The sequence below is a fragment of the Anabaena sp. CCY 9613 genome (assembly GCF_963920895.1).
GTDB lineage: Bacteria > Cyanobacteriota > Cyanobacteriia > Cyanobacteriales > Nostocaceae > Cyanocohniella.
This window is the reverse complement of the sequence record NZ_CAWUDE010000033.1, coordinates 1-17,413: the sequence shown is the minus strand read 5'-3', so window position 1 is coordinate 17,413 and position 17,413 is coordinate 1. Positions and strand designations below refer to the sequence as shown.

Below are 17,413 nucleotides of genomic sequence, written 5' to 3'. Positions count from 1 at the left end.
AATCATTCAGTCCTGACGCTATCCAAGCTAGTGGTCAAGCACGGGTAAATGTGGGCGGGGGAACAATTAGCGCTTCTAACATCCAATTGGCTAATGGACGCTATCAAGCAGTAGTTGATGCTGCGGGTGTGGAATTAAATCGTTTCAATGAGCAGTTACGCGGTCAATTGGGCGGTCATGTCCAGGTGGCTGGTATTTTGGGATCGGCAAGATTAGCCGATGTCCGTGCGGCTGGACAAGTACAGTTATCCCAAGGTATTCCTGGTCTGGAACGACCTTTAAATGCAACACTGGCATGGACTGGGGAAAAGCTAGCGATTGAACAAGCAACAGCCCCAGGTTTAAATGTTAGTGGTGACATATTAGCCAATGCTAAGGTGGCTGGCATCCCGGAAATTACGCAATTAAATCTCAACGTCCAAGCACAAAACTTCAATCTGCAACAGTTACCGATTAATCTCCCCAATCAGGTGGCTGTAGCTGGAAGTATAGATTTTAATGGTCAAGTTACTGGTAATCTACCTTTACCCAATGTCACAGGGCAAATCGGTTTACGTAACTTTGTTGTCCAAGATATTGCTTTTGAGCCGTTGCTCACTGGTAATATCCAATCAGCACAAGGTCAAGGGTTCAATTTAGATTTGACAGGTAATCGCGATCGCATTGCCGTCAACTTAGATGCCCAAAATCGTCCCCAATCCTTTGCAGTGCAGTGGCAAGATGCTTCAGCTACAGGCCAAGCCCAAGGTAATGATTTAGCGCTGACAGTAGCCAACTTCCCCTTACAAATCTTGAATTTGACACCACCACCGCAATTGCGTCTCGGTGCAGGTAGGGTAGCGGGGTTATTAACCGGAGATGTGCAAGTGAATCAGCAGACATTAGCCGCCAGTGGAAATCTAGCGATCGCCTCCCCCGAAATTGGTCGTTTGAGTGGCGATCGCCTAGCTGCTCAGTTCCGCTACAATGATGGTCAAGCCACACTTACCAGTAGCGAATTTGTTAGGGGTGACAGTCGTTATGCTTTTGCTGGCAATGTTGGTCAAACTCCCCAAGGGCCGCAATTACAAGGTAATCTCAATATCAGCCAGGGTAATATTCAAGATGTGCTGACAGTAGCGCAGATATTTGAATTACAAGATTTTCAACGTGGTACAGCAGAACCAACCTACGGTACCGCAGCCGATTTAACCACCAACCCCAGGGGATTACCTGATCAACCTTTATTAACCCAACTCAAGCGTTTCTATGAAATCGACGCACTGATCGCAGTCCAAGAACAAGAACGGCAAGAGTCTAATCCCATCCCAGATCTAGCAGATTTGCAAGGTACTTTCAGCGGGGAAGTTGCTGTAGATACCGCCGCAGCTAACGGACTCTTAGTGCAATTTAATTTAAATGGTCAAAACTTTGCCTGGGGTCGCCAAGAAGACACAAATCGTTTTTACACTGCTGAAAATATAGTTGCCCAAGGCAGGTTTGAAAATGGCGTTTTGCGGTTACGACCATTACGGATTGAGTCAGAAAATAGACTTCTGGCCTTCGCAGGTAATATTGGTGGGGATGATCAATCTGGTCAGTTGCAAGTCACTAATTTCCCCATAGATTTACTGAATAATTTTGTGAATTTACCAGTTGATATCTCCGGTAATCTCAATGGTACAGCTGCCTTATCAGGGAGTATTGCTAACCCTCAAAGCATAGGCGAGTGGCAAATTACCCAAGGCAGATTAAATCAGCAACCTGTAGAATCAGCTACAGCTAGTTTCAGTTATGCTAACGGACGCTTGAATTTTGGCAGTACTGTCTCAGTGGTGGAAACAGAACCAGTAAATATTACTGGTAGTATCCCTTACCAGTTACCCTTTGCTTCGGTGGCACCAGATAGCGATCAAATCGAGTTGGATGTCAAGGTGCAAAATGAGGGCTTGGCAATATTGAATTTGTTGACCAATCAAGTGGCTTTTGAAAGAGGTGAAGGAGATATAGATATTACAGTACGTGGTACATTCCGCAGACCACTAGTCAACGGTATTGCTACTGTGAATAATGCTACTTTTGCGGCCCAGGCTTTGCCAGGTAAGGTGAGACGTGTTAGTGGCAAAGTGCTGTTTGATTTTGACCGCATCTTAGTAGAGAATCTGGAGGGCAGGTTTAGCCGAGGTAATGTAGTAGCATCGGGAGAACTTCCGATTTTTACTAACGGACAAGCTAATGTAGAAAATCCTTTGACAGTAAATGTTGATGAGATAGCTTTAAATCTTAAAGGCTTGTACCAAGGTGGCGCTAGTGGCAATTTACAGATTACCGGCTCTGCCCTTAATCCAGCAATTGGCGGTAAAGTCAATTTATTCGATGGCCAGGTTTTACTAGCAGATACTGTAGATCCAACGCCTACGACTAATAACAGTAGTTTGCCAATCACCAGCGCTAATAAACAAATTCAACCTGATACGGGTAATGGAACGCCCAGGTTTAATAATTTAGATCTAGAGATAGGTCAAAACGTCGAAGTTAACCGCCCACCTATTCTTAGCTTCCGCACTACAGGTAACCTTACCATTAATGGTTCCTTTGCTGAACCTGTACCCGATGGTATCATTAGACTGGAGAAAGGCGGTGTTAATTTATTTACCACCCAGTTTAACTTAGCGCGTGGGTACAAACATACTGCCACCTTTAGAGCCAATCAACCCCGTGATCCTGACTTGGATGTTCGACTCACTGCTAGGGTACTCGATGTTGTTCAAAGTAGTGACTTCGCCCGCACCAACACTGCTGGTTTAGCAGCTTTAGAAAGTGTGCAAATAGAAGCTAATGTCCAAGGTCTTGCCAGCCAACTTAATGAAAATCTGGAACTCACCAGCAGTCCAGGACGCTCGGAAACCCAAATTGTCGCTTTATTGGGTGGAGGTATAGTTGATGGCCAAGGAGGTGGTGATAGCACTTTGGGGTTGATTAACATCGCCGGTTCAGCAGTATTTAGCAACTTTCAGGCGGCGTTTAACGAAATTGGCAGTGCCGTTGGTTTAAGTGAACTGCGTGTATTTCCTACTATCGTTTCTAATAATCCAGAAGCAGGCCGAGTCAGTTCTAGCTTGGAATTAGCAGCAGAGGCAGGTATTGACGTTTCTCCCCAAATTTCCTTGTCTAGTATCAAAATTTTGACGGCAAATGACCCATTTCAGTGGGGTGTTAATTACCGAATTAACGACGAAATTCGTTTGCGGGCTTCTACTAATTTGGATGATGACAGTCGTGCAGTAGTGGAGTTTCAAAGACGTTTTTAAATCTACTTTGCTTCAATAGTAGTCTTGCATTATCAAGCAAAGAAATATACACTAGCCAATAGTTTTTTTAATCTTCAAGACACCAAATCGCAGTATATGAGTATTTAAAAATACTTTTATATGACTATCACTGTTGATTTGGGCATCGCTACCGCTGTGATAAATAACTATTGAGGTGCAATTTTTTGATCATGAAACTCATGCAAAAATTAGCGATCGCCACCAGTGGTTTGGCGATGTTTGTTGCTACTGTTGGTGCTAAACCTAGTCTGGCGGCTGATTTTTTTCTATCAGGGAATTTTAATGGGATTTTGGAGAGTAGCTCACCATTTTTAGAGAGTTTGGCAACATTTGATGGGACTTACTCAGTCAGCGGCCTACCTGTGGATAGCCAAACGAACTTAACTAGCTGGGATATCAATTTGCGGGATGCATCGGGAGACGTAGTATTTAACTTTAACAACTCAATAGAATCTAGCAGCGCCTTTATTGCTCCCCAGGACACATTGTCTCAACTGAGATTTGTATCTGGTTTAAACGAATTATTTTTGTCATTTCCAGGTAATTTTGATGGTACTGGCACAAGTGATGGTGGAGCTTTTATTAACACTCTGCCACCTGGTACTATTGGTTTTACCTCAGGACGGTTGGTAGAAAGCGCTACTTCTCAACCTGTCTCTCAACGAGTTCCCGAATCTCACACTTTGGGTGCATTGTTGCTTGCCAGCAGTGGTGTCTTTTTGCTAAAAAACAAAGTCACTCGTTCCCAAAAAAGTACTCCTTCTCTGGAATATTAAAAGTCGCCTGAGCCAGCTTATCGAGCAAAATGTGATGTTTTTGCCCATAAAAGCATCCTCTTCCAGCAGTTTTAGTTTGCTCTGTAACTCCACCTTCATCTATCCTGGTGAGAATATAAAGAAAAATTAAGACAAGTGGTGTGTAGGAAAACATGATGCAGACGTTAGCTCCCTTTAATTGGGTTTTAGTAAATGCCTGTTTACAGTTTGCTGGTTGGGGAGTCTTTTCTATTTTGCTGGCTGAGATATTAAGAGATAGTTATCATGTGTTGTGTCATCAGGTCAAGTGGCTGGCAAAATGGCATAACAAGCACCATGCAGTGTACCGTCGGGATTTATCAATTATCTCCCTGCAAGCGTACCAAGAGTCTCAACTGTATCACGACATTTTTGAGTCGAGCCTACTGGTAGTGGTTTTGGCGGTAATTGCCTTATTAGTACAGCAAATAGGGTTATGGCTGGGAGTAGCCTATGGCTGTAGTTTTTTGTTTGGTGCTTCTGTGCGATATTCCCAAGGAAAAATTGACACAGACTACAACCACTTACCCGGCCCTTTACAAATAATTCCCTCCGTTTGGTGGGTGAATCGAACTTACCATTGGCGCCATCATTTTGATGATGTCAATGCGTACTATAGTGGTGTCTTTCCTCTAGTGGATAAAATACTGGGTACGGCATTATCTCTTAAGGGTAAAACTGTGGCTTTAACTGGAGCCTCAGGCGCTTTGGGGCAAGCTTTGGCAGCGGAACTCTTAAAACACAATGCTAAGGTGGTAGCCTTAACTACTAACCCAGAAAAATTAGCGACGCACACTGATTTAAAAGTGCTTGCTTGGCAGTTAGGTAATGAAGCTGAACTCAAACAGAGTTTAGAAAAAGTCGATATTTTGATTATCAACCACGGAGTTAATGTCTACAATAGCCGCACACCGCAGGCAATTAGTTCCTCTTATGAGGTCAATACTTTCTCGGCGTTACGGTTAATGGATATATTTTTGACTACGGTGACAGGCCCACAAGCCAAGGCGACTAAGGAAATTTGGGTGAATACTTCTGAGGCCGAGGTTTCTCCGGCGTTAAGTCCACTTTATGAACTTAGTAAACGGACATTAGGAAATATTGTCACTCTGAAGCGGTTGGATGGTGATTGTGTAATTCGTAAGTTAATTCTGGGGCCATTTAAAAGTCAACTAAATCCTTATGGGGTGATGTCAGCACAACAAGTCGCCCGTGGAATCTTGTTTTGGGCACGACGAGACTACCGTAATATTGTTGTGACTATCAATCCTCTGACTTATGTGCTTTTTCCTTTGAAGGAAGCTACTACGTGGTTGTACTATCGAATTTTTAGCAAATAATCGTATTGCTTATCTAGGAACAGCAAGGGGATAAGGGGACAATACTTCCACCCTGCGGGAAGCCCTACGGTTTCACCAGTCGCTAATGGGAGAAACCCCCAAGATAGTGCTGGTTCACCGCAAACGCGTCTACATCTCCCCTAATCCCTCACTAGGGTAAATTACGTGGCGGGATACGTATTCCTTCGTAGAACTGCTTCTGAAGTTTACTTAGTCCTAACCATGCTGTACCAAAGGTTAAAGGTGTGACAGTCTCCAGGACAGCCGCTAAAACTGATGTGGTGTGAAAATACAACCCCAGAAGTGGAATACTTGCGAAACTGATTACTGCTATGATTCCACACCAAAATCTCAGGCGTTGAATGTTCGCCAGCGCACCGCTACAACTGGCACACTTGACTGTATGTGAATGATACCTTTCTAGTAAATCTGCTTTTGGTAGTGGTGCTGAGAAACTTTCGTTGGGAAAGGGTTCGGCGTTATATTTATTTACCCATTGGCGTAATGCCACAACAAAACTATCAGCTTTCGTTGCTAAATAAAATGCCTTAGCAAAATTAGGACTACCTCCCTTGGCAGCTAAATAACGTTCTTGATAGTGGAGGAAAATTTGGTCGTCTTCTAAAACACCATTTTGTCCGATGTGGTAATACCAACGTGGTCTTAGCTTAATAAATAAACTTGGTAGTTTACTGGGAAACTTAAAGGGAAAACGCGCAAATAAACGACATTCTCCTTTTCGGATGGGTGTAGCATAAACAACAGTTAAAATTCTACCTCTTTCAGAGTTGATATCATGCCACATTAAAGATGGAGCAACAAAGGTTGTGGATAGTTTTCCTGTGTGATTGGGTCGTAATCCTTGCTGCCAAATGCCATAGAATCCTTGTTTTCCCGATTCAATGACTTCCAGTTCTAAATGTGTGGCATTTTTTCTGTTACCTACTGTTTTGTGATGGGTGAAGGCTACATGACTGGGGTCTAGAATATTTTCTAGTAGTGTTAAAGCATCGTAAGGAATATCTCTAAATGTATTAATTATTACCCATCCATCTGGTGATTCTGCTAATGGCTCAATTACAGGAATTTTGGTATTTGTGGCGTTTTCTGGCTTACCTGCGAAAACAAACAATAATTCCTGGCGTTCTGTAGTCGGTAAAGATATGGCACAAGCACGTTGAGAAGTTTCTGCTGTTCCGCCTGCTGCTTGTTGGGGAATACGTTGACAATGACCATCACCAGAGAAAGCCCAACCGTGATAAGGACACTCTAATAAACCATCTTCGCTAATTCTACCTTCTGAAAGCGGTGCTAAACGATGGGGACATTCATCAATAAAAGCTTTCCAGGATTGGGTTTGGTTATCCCACCAAATGACAATATCTTTACCCAATAACGTAAACGGGGTGGGTTTTGATTTATTTAAATCTTCCAGGTAGTGGACAGGGTACCATGCTTCTTGCCAATCAAAGCAATTTGGATCACTACCACCAGGCAATATTTCTTCTTCCAAACTATGTTCTACAGTAGGCTCTAAGTCCAACATGATCTCACGTTACAAATCTTAATCACAAGTTATACCATTGCACAAATTCCTTCTCCTCACACTCCTTCCCAACTAATCTTTGCGCCTCTGCGACTCTGCGTGTTAGCGCAGCGGGGCGTAAGCCCGAAAAAACCTCTTCTCAATCAACAACACCAAAAAACCACTATCAACCTCTTTCTTTCTTCTCAAAATATTGCTGATGTTCTTCTGTGGCTAAATAATATTCACTTGCAGGCTTAATTTCTGTGACAATATCTTGATCAAATCTACCAGACATCTGAAGTTTTGCTTTTGACTGCTGCGCCAGTTGCTTTTGCTGCGCGTCGTGATAAAAAATCACAGACCGATATTGTTCTCCTTTATCTGGCCCTTGACGGTTTAACGTTGTCGGGTCATGAATATCCCAAAATACCGCCAATAAATCATCATAACTGACAATTTTGGGGTCATACTCTACCTGCACTACTTCCGCATGACCAGTAATTCTCGATAGTACATCCAAATAGCAAGGATTGGGAAAATGCCCACCCATATAGCCAACAGAGGTCGAGTATACTCCCTCAAGTTTGCGAAAAGCTGCCTCTACTCCCCAAAAACAGCCAGCACCAAATGTCGCTTTTTCCATAATGGTTGACAATTTTTAACTCTGTAAAAATCCTAACGTGCTGGCTGAATGGAAACTATACCGTTGACTTGCTATGTACAGGTGCAAGACCATCAATAGCTGGGCCGTTAATGACTTTACCTTGGGCATCAAACCGTGAACCGTGACAAGGACAATCCCAAGTTGCTTCTGAAGAATTCCAGGCAACGATACATTTTAAGTGGGGACAGACTGCGGAATGCTCATGTAAAGTACCGTTTTCATCGCGATAGGCGGCAACTTTTGTCAAACCTTGACGCACTACTGCACCTGTACCGGGGGAAACTTTATCTACAGAATCAACTTCTCCTGGTGTTACCCAATCTAAATACTGGGTAGCAACGTTAATATTTTCGGAGATAAAATCACCTGTGGCGCTAAGTCTTGCCCGTGAAGGATCATAGACTTCCGCCCAAGTATTTTTGCGTCCCAAAATCATGTCATTTAGGAGTATTCCGGCGATGGTACCGTGGGTCATGCCCAAACCTGTGTCACCTGTGGCAATGTAGATATTATCTTCATCAAAGGGATTTTTGCCAATGTAAGCAATGCCGTCATCAGCATTCATTACCTGACCTGACCAACGAAACTCAATTTCTCCTACTTGAGAAAAGCGTTCTCGCGTCCATACTTCCAGTCGATTATACCGGCTATCAGCATCATTCGCTTGTCCAGTTTTGTGGTCTTCGCCACCGACAATCAAAAGATCATGTTCCTCATCCAAATGTTGGAGGCGCACGTAATGGTAAGGGTCAAGGGTATCCCAATACAAAGCCTTGGTCAGAGAACCACGAGGTATTTTTGCACCAATGACAAAGGTGATATATGCAGCTTGCTTAAAGTGCATAGTAGCTAAGTTACTAATGGGGGAATTAGTGGCTACTACCACAGCATCAGCTGTGACAACTTGACCATTACTGGTTTCTACACGTGTAGGTTGACCACCTGTGATTTTTTGGACGTGGGTTCCTGTATAAATTTTGCCACCATAACCTTGAATTGCTGCGGCTAGTCCAGTAAGGTACTTCAGAGGATCGAATTGTCCTTGGTGGGGAAAATGCAGACATGAGCCTGTGTTAAAGCCATCTATGGGTGCTTTGTTCACAAGTTCTACATCTGTAAGTCCAGCACGATGGGCTGCGGCTAATTCTTTTTGCAGTTCATCTAGAGATTCCGTGTCTGGTGGAAACAGATAACCATCAAGACGCTCAAAGTCACAGTCTATATTTTCCCGTGAGGCGATCGCCTGTATAGTATCGATAGCTTTTGTATGACTTTCGGCAATTTGTCTTGTTAGGTCTTTACCGTGAATTTCTTCTAGTTCATAGTAGTAATGAGATAACACATGCGATAGGTGTGCTGTTGTCCGTGAAGTTTGCCCACCACCAATGGGCCCATCATCTAGCACTACTACTGATTTACCTTCGCGGCTTAACATATAAGCGGTAGTCATCCCCGCTATACCTGCACCGACAACACAGACATCTGCATGAAGGTTTTCTGCAAGTACAGGTTGGTCTGGCACTTCTGCCGTCGTCATCCAAATAGAAATTGTTTTCCCAGAATCGTTTTTCATGTTTTTGTAGACTATGTAACTAGGGGCTAGCGGTTTTGGACAATTAAAAATTAATTATTTTGGGGTATGCAGTTCCTGAGGGATGATGGAAAATATTTGCTTGAATAATGATTGCCATCTGATTGTAAGCTTGTCTTTTTAGTAAAAAAATCTATATAACGATATAACTTATATATCTACTTTAATGAGGATTTTATTCTCGGTTATTTTTGGTAAAAATAGTTAAAAAATCAGGTTTTCTGATTAAATTAAAGAGAAATATCTAAAAAGATATCAAGGCTTTAGATTGAATTGATAATTTGCTGCAAACATATATATTGTGTTTTTAATATTGAATAAGAATTAATTAGAAAAAATAAATGCATATCAATAAGTGTGTGTATTTAATTTACACATCTATCTTTTTTATTTTATATTCAAAAAATTCTAGTCTCTAGCCCCTTGGAGTATATATGCCGCAATATTTTGGTCAACTGCCAGTCAATAAACAACCTTGGACAAATATTGGTACTGTAGAATTTATCAATCAAAGTAATCAAACTATTAATTTTGCCGATGGAGATTTACGTCTTACTATCAGCGTACTTGCAGCTAATTTAATTCGCGTGCGTTTAGCACCAACTGGAGAATTTATTCCCCGTCGTGATTGGGCTGTAACATTGGATGATGCAGACTGGCCCACAACACCTTTTGAGGTGAGGCCAAGCGACACAAAAGTAGAAATTATTACAGACCAAATGCGTATATCTGTCGAATTACAAGGGTGTCGTATTACCTGTTTTGATAAAGCTAATCGTCCCTTCGCCGAAGATGCAGAAACGGGTATGGGTTGGCGCATGGGTGCAATTGCGGGTTGGAAGAACATCGCACCGGATGAACATTTTTATGGTTTTGGTGAACGCACAGGTTTTTTGGATAAACGCAGTGAGGTAAAAACTAACTGGACAGTTGACGCCTTAGATTATGATGCTTTGACCAATGAAATGTACCAGGCGATTCCCTTTTTTATGGCTTTGCGTCCAGAGGTGGGTTATGGTGTGTTTTGCAATTCTACTTTCTGGAGTCAGTTCGATATTGGTGTGGAACAACCAGATGTGTGGAAGATGGAAACTCATGGTGGTGAGTTGGATTATTACATTATTTACGGCCCTGAACCTGCTCAAATTTTGCAGACATACACTCAGTTAACAGGAAGAATGCCGTTACCGCCAAAATGGGCCCTGGGTTATCATCAATGTCGCTGGAGTTATGATTCGGAAACTGTAGTGCGGGAACTAGCGCGAGAATTTCGCCAACGTCGTATTCCCTGTGATGTGATCCACCTGGATATTGACTATATGCACGGTTATCGAGTCTTTACCTGGAGTCCCAAGCGCTTTTCTCATCCAGAAAAATTAATTGGTGACTTAGCAGCAGATGGTTTTAAAACTGTTACTATTATTGACCCTGGTGTGAAGTATGAACCAGAAGCCAATTATCACGTTTTTGATCAAGGTATTGAACACGATTGTTTTGTACGTAAAGTTGATGGTGTCTTGTTTCACGGCTATGTTTGGCCAGATAAAGCTGTGTTTCCTGACTTTTTGCGGGATGATGTGAGTCAATGGTGGGGTGATTTACACAAAAGCTTAACAGATATGGGTGTAGCGGGTATTTGGAATGATATGAACGAACCTGCTATAGATAACCGTCCGTTTGGGGATGGTGGGGAAAAAATTTGGTTTCCCTTAGATGCACCCCAAGGTAAGAATACCAATCACGCAGAAGTGCATAATTTGTATGGTTTGATGATGGCTAAATCGTGTTACGCAGGATTAAAACGCCATCGTGCTTCAGAACGATCATTTGTGTTGACGCGATCGGGTTATGCTGGTGTGCAACGTTGGTCGGCTGTGTGGATGGGAGATAACCATTCATTGTGGGAGCATTTAGAAATCTCCTTACCTATGCTTTGCAATATGGGACTTTCAGGTGTAGGTTTTGTGGGTTGCGATATTGGCGGGTTTGCAGGTAACGCCACACCAGAATTATTTGCTCGTTGGATGCAGATAGGAATGCTTTACCCATTAATGCGGGGCCATTCGGCTTTGTCTACGGCTCGTCATGAACCTTGGGTATTTGGCGATCGCGTGGAAAAAATCTGTCAAGATTATATTAATCTGCGTTACCAATTATTACCATACATCTACAATCTGTTTTGGGAAGCAGCAACAACAGGGGCACCCATTTTAAGACCATTATTATATCATTTTCCTAGCGATCGCCAAACTTATACCCTCTACGATCAAGTATTCCTGGGTGCATCATTGATGGCTGCACCTGTTTACCGTCCTGGTGTTGAACATCGTGCTGTCTACTTGCCCGCAGGCATTTGGTATGACTGGTGGACTGGGGAGCGTTACCAAGGGCCAACCCATATCCTGGCTCATGCACCATTAGAAAAAATGCCCCTTTATGTGCGTAGCGGTGCCATCATTCCTATGCAACCTGTGATGCAATATGTGGATGAACTTCCAGTTGAGCATATCCGGTTAAAAGTTTGGCCTGGTAATGGTAGTTATACTTGGTTTGAAGATGATGGACATTCATGGGAATATCAGGAGCAAAATTTTTCCCTAAGAAATATTACGGTATTAACAGAAAATCAGCAAACAACTGTGGAAATTAGCTCACGACAAGGCTTATGGACACCGCCACCGCGTCAACTGATAGTAGAACTGGTAGGTGTCGATGAGCAACAATTACCAGATGATGGTGGAGAAATTAGCCTCAAATTGGGAAATTATGTTTAAAGATAGATGATTTTGCTGCAATAGTTCTCTAATGTAGACTTTGCTATAAAAAAATATGCATATAGGTAGAGAAAAATTTTACTTATAGCCAATAGTTTAAAATGCCAATAATATGAATTTTAACCTCTAGGAATACCCTAAGTATTATTACGCTAGACAGTTTGGTGGTAGAGCCTCAATGTTAAACGTCAACCGCTTGCGACGGCACAATTTAGATAGGTCACTAGTAGCGCAAGTTGCAAGTGCGATCGTTATTTTGGTCGGTATTGTAGTACTGTTTGGCTGGTTTTTCGACATCCAATTTATTAAACAAGCTGGCTTTACTAATTTAGTGACAATGAAAGCCAACACAGCCTTGTGTTTTTTATTGGCTGGTTTGTCACTGTGGTTAACGCAAAAAGGACAAACCAAAATATTTAAAGAGTCAGACACTGAGAATTTCCACAATACTTATGTTGCTGACTTGCGCTTTTCTAGAGTTTGTGCGATCGCAGTTACTTTAATTGGTTTGCTCACACTCATGCAATATCTGTTTGGCTGGAATTTCGGCATTGATGAGTTGCTATTTCCAGATGAACCGAATGCTTTATTTACATCTCATCCAGGGCGCATGGGATTTAATACGGCATTAAACTTTATGTTAGTGGGCAGAGCTTTAGAACTGCTGGCGTATCCTAAAACTTATCGGAGTTATTGGTATGCCCAAATTCTAACTTTGATAGCCGCTTTGATTTCCTTACAGGTACTCATCGGCTATGCCTACAAGGTACAACTCTTCTCCCGCATTGCCTCTCAAACCACAGCAATGGCGTTAACTACGGCTGTGGGCTTCATCGTGCTTTGTGTAGGCATTTTATGGGTGCGACCGGATAAAGGATTTATGCGTGTTGTTATTAGTGATACCTACGGGGGCTTAATTGCCCGGCGTTTATTGATAGCCACGATTTCCATACCATTAGTTTTGGGTTGGTTAATCCTCCAAGGTCAAATTGCCGGACAATACGGTTCGGCTTTTGCCATATCGTTATTTGCTATTTTCCTAATTACGATTTTTGCTATTTTTGTCTGGCACAGTTCAGCGGTAATTGAACGCCTGTGTCGCCAACAGGATGAGGCTCAAAAAAACTCAGAGCTTATGAAGAAAAACTGAGAAGTTTTGTAGATGCCAATGTCATTGGGATTATGTTTGCCGATGTGTATGGCGGTATCTACCAGGCTAATGAAGCATTTCTGCGGATGGTTGGTTACACCCAGGATGAGCTTTTAGCAGGTAAGCTCAATTGGAGAGATATTACCTTACCAGAGTTTTTCTATTTAGATGAGCAGAGTATTGTAGAAGCGAAGGCAAATTCTAACGGTGCTTGTACACCTTACGAAAAAGAATACATTCATAAAGATGGTAGGCGTATCCCGGTTTTATTGGGTTATGTGTTGCTAGGTGAAAACCGAGAAGAATCAGTAGCATTTATTCTAGACTTGAGCGAACGTAAACAAGCTAGAGAAAAAATAGTCCAACTTAACAAGGATTTACAGCGGCGCATCACCGAATTACAAACTTTATTTCAAGTTATTCCTATTGGCATCGGGATTGCTGAAGATCCTCAGTGCCGTAACATTCGAGTAAATCCCTACTTTGCCGAGATTTTAGGCATACCATCAGATAGTAATGCTTCCCTGAGTGCGCCTCTTGAGGAAAAACCAACGACATTTAAAGTTTACCGTGAAGGCAGAGAACTATCACCAGAAGAACTACCCATGCAGTTCTCGGCTACGCATGGTGTAGAAGTTCTAAATTTTGAAGTTGATGTTGTTCATGATAATGGCAAAGTTGTGAAGCTGCTAGAACACGTCGCCCCGCTGTTTGATGAAGAAGGTAATAGTAGAGGTAGCGTTGGCGCATTTATAGATATCACAGAGCAAAAGCAAGTAGAGGAAACACTACAAAATCAGCAAAAATGGCTAGAAGATGTGCTGAACATGATGCCTTTGCCATTATTATTTGTGGAACCAGTTACAGCGCGCGTAACCTTTGCTAATCGAGCGGCAAATGAATTAGCTGGAGGCGAATTTCCCAAAGGTACACCAGCCGCAGAATATCACAGTGTCTACTATTGCACAGATGCAACAGGCGATCGCCTCTCCAATGACCAAATGCCTGGGGTACGGGTGGCGAGAGGAGAACGTTTAAACGGGGTAGAAATAGACTGGCACACAAATGGGTATGTGCGCTCTCTACTGATATTTGCTGATACCCTACCAGCAATGCATGGTCACCCGGCTACCTGTATCTTGGCGTTCCAAGACATCACCAATCTCAAGGAAATTGAAAAAGCACTATCATTAGGCTACCAAAGGCTACAGTTACTATTTAATACAGCCAATAACTTGCTATCTAGTCAGCAGCCAATGGCAATCATCGATAATTGCTACCGTAAACTTGCCGAGCAAATTGGTTTGGATGTGTACTTTAATTATTTAGTGGAAGATAACTCCCAGGTGATGCGGCTAGCATCCTTTACAGGATTTTCTGAGGAAATAGCAAAAACATATGAATGGCTGGAGTTGGGACAGGCAGTATGCGGTACTGTGGCTCAAGAACTTCGTCAGATATCTGTCGAAAATGTCCAGCAATCAACTGACCCCAAAACAGAATTAATTCGCAATTTAGGAATTACAGCTTATTACTGTTACCCATTAATAGCTCAAGAAAAACTTTTAGGGACTCTTTCCTTTGGTAGTCGTAGTTGCTCTCGCTTCACTGAAAATCAAAAAGGCATGATGCAAGCAGTGTGCGACCAAATAGCTATCGCCATGGAACGGGCTAGCTTAATTGCTTCTTTACAGCAACAAACAGAGCAGTTGCAAGAAGCCAACCGCATGAAAGACGAATTCTTAGCTATATTGTCCCACGAATTGCGATCGCCTCTCAATGCTATTCTCGGCTGGGCCCAACTGCTGCGTACCCGCAAACTGAGCGAGACTCAAACAGCTAAGGCCATGGAGACTATCGAACGCAACGCCAGATCCCAAACTCAGTTAATAGAAGACCTGCTAGATATTTCACGCATGATTAGAGGTAAACTCAATCTCAATGTGCGTACTTGTGATTTAGTTCCCCTCATAGAATCAGCCATAGAAACAGTCAAATTAGCTGCCCAAGCCAAAGAAATCGATTTACAATTGTCCCTCACACAGCAGCATAATTCTCAATTCTTAGTTTCCGGCGATAATGAGCGGTTGCAACAGGTTATCTGGAATCTCCTATCCAATGCCATAAAATTCACACCCAGCGGCGGTAAAGTAGAAATTAGGCTTTCTCAAAGTATCGGTAATGGTCAAAGGCTAGCAAGTCATCTCAATCAACCACCATCAATGACTAGCTATGCTCAAATTCAAGTGATTGACACAGGTATCGGTATCAGTCCTGAATTTCTGCCTTATGTATTTGATCGCTTTCGTCAAGCTGATAGTTCTAGCACTAGGTCTTATGGCGGCTTAGGATTAGGGTTGGCAATTGTCCGTCACTTAGTAGAATTGCATGGTGGCACTGTTCATGTGGATAGCCAAGGCAAAGAACAAGGCACGACATTTGCAGTCAATTTACCACTTTTAATCCCCAGCGGCACCGCCATTTCTGAGTCCACAAGTAGCCAAGAAGTAGATGTTGTTTCCTTATCCCCAGGCCCCTCCCTTTTAGGCGTGCGGGTGTTGGTTGTAGATGACGAAATTGACACTCGTGAATTTATTACCACCGTCTTGCAACAGTGCCAAGCCCAAGTGCAAGCGGTAGGATCAGTTCCAGAAGCATTACAGGTAATTTCCCAATGGCTACCAGATGTTTTAGTGAGCGACATCGGAATGCCAGAAGAAGATGGTTATTCTTTAATTCGTAAACTGCGATCGCAGCCACCAGAAAAAGGTGGTAGAATCCCCGCAGCCGCAATCACAGCCTACGCCAGAGCCGAAGACCGAATGCGGGCTATACAAGAAGGTTTTCAGCTTCATTTACCTAAACCTATTGAGCCTGCTGAATTAGCTACAGTCGTTGCTAGCCTGGTGGGACGGACATAAGATAGGGAAAACTATGGACTTTGTTGCAAACGCCATAGCATTCTATCTATCAATCGCCATTCGTCTAACCCACCAGAAACAAGCAGACGAAACATCCACATTGGTTCTCCTCCTTCAACCTTAATCCGCGGCAAAGTTAGGGGGTCAATTTTTGGTACAACAGCACCGTGTTGGGAAGTAAAACCCAACTTATAACCACTTTGGTGAAGAATCAGGTTTGTCGAATCGTTAAAATCACAAAATGTACCAAAGGGATATGCAAAAGCTGTGACGTTAATCCCCAAGTTTTTTTCTATACTTTCACGTGACATTACAGCTTCTTGAGAGGCTTCATCCAGACTAATTTTGCCCAGGGAACGGTGGGTCATGGCATGAGAACCAATGTCAATACCTGCTTCAGCAAGAGCTTCCACCTCTTTCCAAGTCAAATAAGGTTCTGTAGTTTCACTATTTTGAGTGTAACTATGGGCGTTGCCACCATCAATAGTGCTTGTAGTAATAAAAGCAACTGCTGGTATTGAATATTCCTTTAAAATCGGCAGTGCATTCAGGTAAACACTCCGAAAACCATCATCGATAGTAATGAGAACTGCATTTCTGGGAAGGTCTTTTTTGCCTGCTAAAAAACTCTCTATATCGGTCAGGGATACAGCTAGATTCTGGCGTGCAATCCAGTCCATTTGTGCTTGAAAATCCTTCATTCCCACACAAAACGGGTCACGATTAATGTCACCAAAGCGATGATAAGTGAGAACACGTACTAGTGAATAATTAGACTGTTTGTTACTCAAAAGTAATCGCTTTGATGGCAGCGTTGCTAAACACATACCGGATCGTGCAGTTTTTTTTAAATACCAGCGAAAAGAGTTAATTGAATTCGATGCCATAAAAACACCCGGTAAGTGGGAAACTCAGCGGCTTTAGCCCTGAGAGGTTAACGACTCGTGCAAAGTCTTTCTCAGTCACGACACAAAATCATTTGGAGAAGAAATTTTGGATTACCAATAAGATAACGTTGCCACTTTTTGCCTGGTTGCTGAAGTAAAATTTGCAGCCACTCAAATCCTAGTCTTCTAACCCATAGTGGGGCGCGTTTTAGGTTTCCACCCCAATGATCGAAAAGTCCTCCTACACCAACACACACAGGAACTTTAAGTTGGTTTCTATTTTTGGCAAGCCAGTATTCCTGTAAAGGATTTCCCATCCCGACTAAGAGTAGGTGAGGTTGTAAGGAGTTTATTTCTGCGATTACTTTGATAGTTTCCTCCTCTTTTAAGTAACCATCGTGACAACTCTCACCGCTAATTGCAAGCAATATAGCGGGAGCATCTCAAATTCAC

9 protein-coding genes and 1 pseudogene are annotated in these 17,413 nt (G+C 42.6%); 5 read left to right on the top strand and 5 right to left on the bottom strand.

The window, feature by feature from the left end; translation table 11 throughout:
- The 3 genes from ACM0OT_RS23300 to ACM0OT_RS23290 form a co-directional block, all read left to right on the top strand.
- Positions 1-3,290: translocation/assembly module TamB domain-containing protein (locus ACM0OT_RS23300; protein ID WP_414566754.1), on the top strand; the 3,290-nt coding region annotated here is incomplete at its 5' end.
- A gap of 191 nt (positions 3,291-3,481) precedes the next feature.
- A complete protein-coding gene (locus ACM0OT_RS23295; RefSeq protein ID WP_414566753.1) occupies positions 3,482-4,087 on the top strand; it encodes a hypothetical protein in 606 nt (201 codons plus the stop codon).
- A gap of 152 nt (positions 4,088-4,239) precedes the next feature.
- Positions 4,240-5,445 carry a bifunctional sterol desaturase/short chain dehydrogenase gene (locus ACM0OT_RS23290; protein WP_414566752.1) on the top strand — a complete coding sequence of 402 codons (1,206 nt, stop codon included), beginning with the start codon at positions 4,240-4,242 and terminating at the stop codon, positions 5,443-5,445.
- Between the two features lie 151 nt (positions 5,446-5,596).
- Here the strand turns inward: ACM0OT_RS23290 and ACM0OT_RS23285 are convergent, their stop codons facing one another.
- The 3 genes from ACM0OT_RS23285 to ACM0OT_RS23275 form a co-directional block, all read right to left on the bottom strand.
- Positions 5,597-6,991, bottom strand: coding sequence for a Rieske 2Fe-2S domain-containing protein (locus ACM0OT_RS23285; protein ID WP_414566751.1), 1,395 nt, complete (start codon positions 6,989-6,991; stop codon positions 5,597-5,599).
- 166 nt (positions 6,992-7,157) lie between these two features.
- Positions 7,158-7,616 (bottom strand): peptide-methionine (S)-S-oxide reductase MsrA, encoded by a 459-nt coding sequence (msrA, locus tag ACM0OT_RS23280; RefSeq protein WP_414566750.1) that lies wholly within the window; start codon positions 7,614-7,616, stop codon positions 7,158-7,160.
- A gap of 55 nt (positions 7,617-7,671) precedes the next feature.
- The gene (locus ACM0OT_RS23275; protein WP_414566749.1) at positions 7,672-9,210 is read right to left on the bottom strand and encodes an FAD-dependent oxidoreductase; all 1,539 of its coding nucleotides are present in this window, start codon (positions 9,208-9,210) and stop codon (positions 7,672-7,674) included.
- Positions 9,211-9,662: 452 nt separating this feature from the next.
- Between ACM0OT_RS23275 and ACM0OT_RS23270 the strand changes: the two genes are divergently transcribed.
- Together ACM0OT_RS23270 and ACM0OT_RS23265 are read left to right on the top strand one after the other, a co-directional pair.
- Positions 9,663-12,002 (top strand): glycoside hydrolase family 31 protein, encoded by a 2,340-nt coding sequence (locus ACM0OT_RS23270; protein WP_414566748.1) that lies wholly within the window; start codon positions 9,663-9,665, stop codon positions 12,000-12,002.
- Between the two features lie 178 nt (positions 12,003-12,180).
- Positions 12,181-16,073 (top strand): annotated as a pseudogene (locus tag ACM0OT_RS23265) (ATP-binding protein).
- A gap of 11 nt (positions 16,074-16,084) precedes the next feature.
- Here ACM0OT_RS23265 and ACM0OT_RS23260 read toward each other — a convergent pair.
- Together ACM0OT_RS23260 and ACM0OT_RS23255 are read right to left on the bottom strand one after the other, a co-directional pair.
- The gene (locus ACM0OT_RS23260) at positions 16,085-16,864 is read right to left on the bottom strand and encodes a polysaccharide deacetylase family protein (protein WP_414566747.1); all 780 of its coding nucleotides are present in this window, start codon (positions 16,862-16,864) and stop codon (positions 16,085-16,087) included.
- A gap of 167 nt (positions 16,865-17,031) precedes the next feature.
- The gene (locus tag ACM0OT_RS23255; protein WP_414566746.1) at positions 17,032-17,388 is read right to left on the bottom strand and encodes a WecB/TagA/CpsF family glycosyltransferase; all 357 of its coding nucleotides are present in this window, start codon (positions 17,386-17,388) and stop codon (positions 17,032-17,034) included.
- Positions 17,389-17,413: the final 25 nt, after the last annotated feature.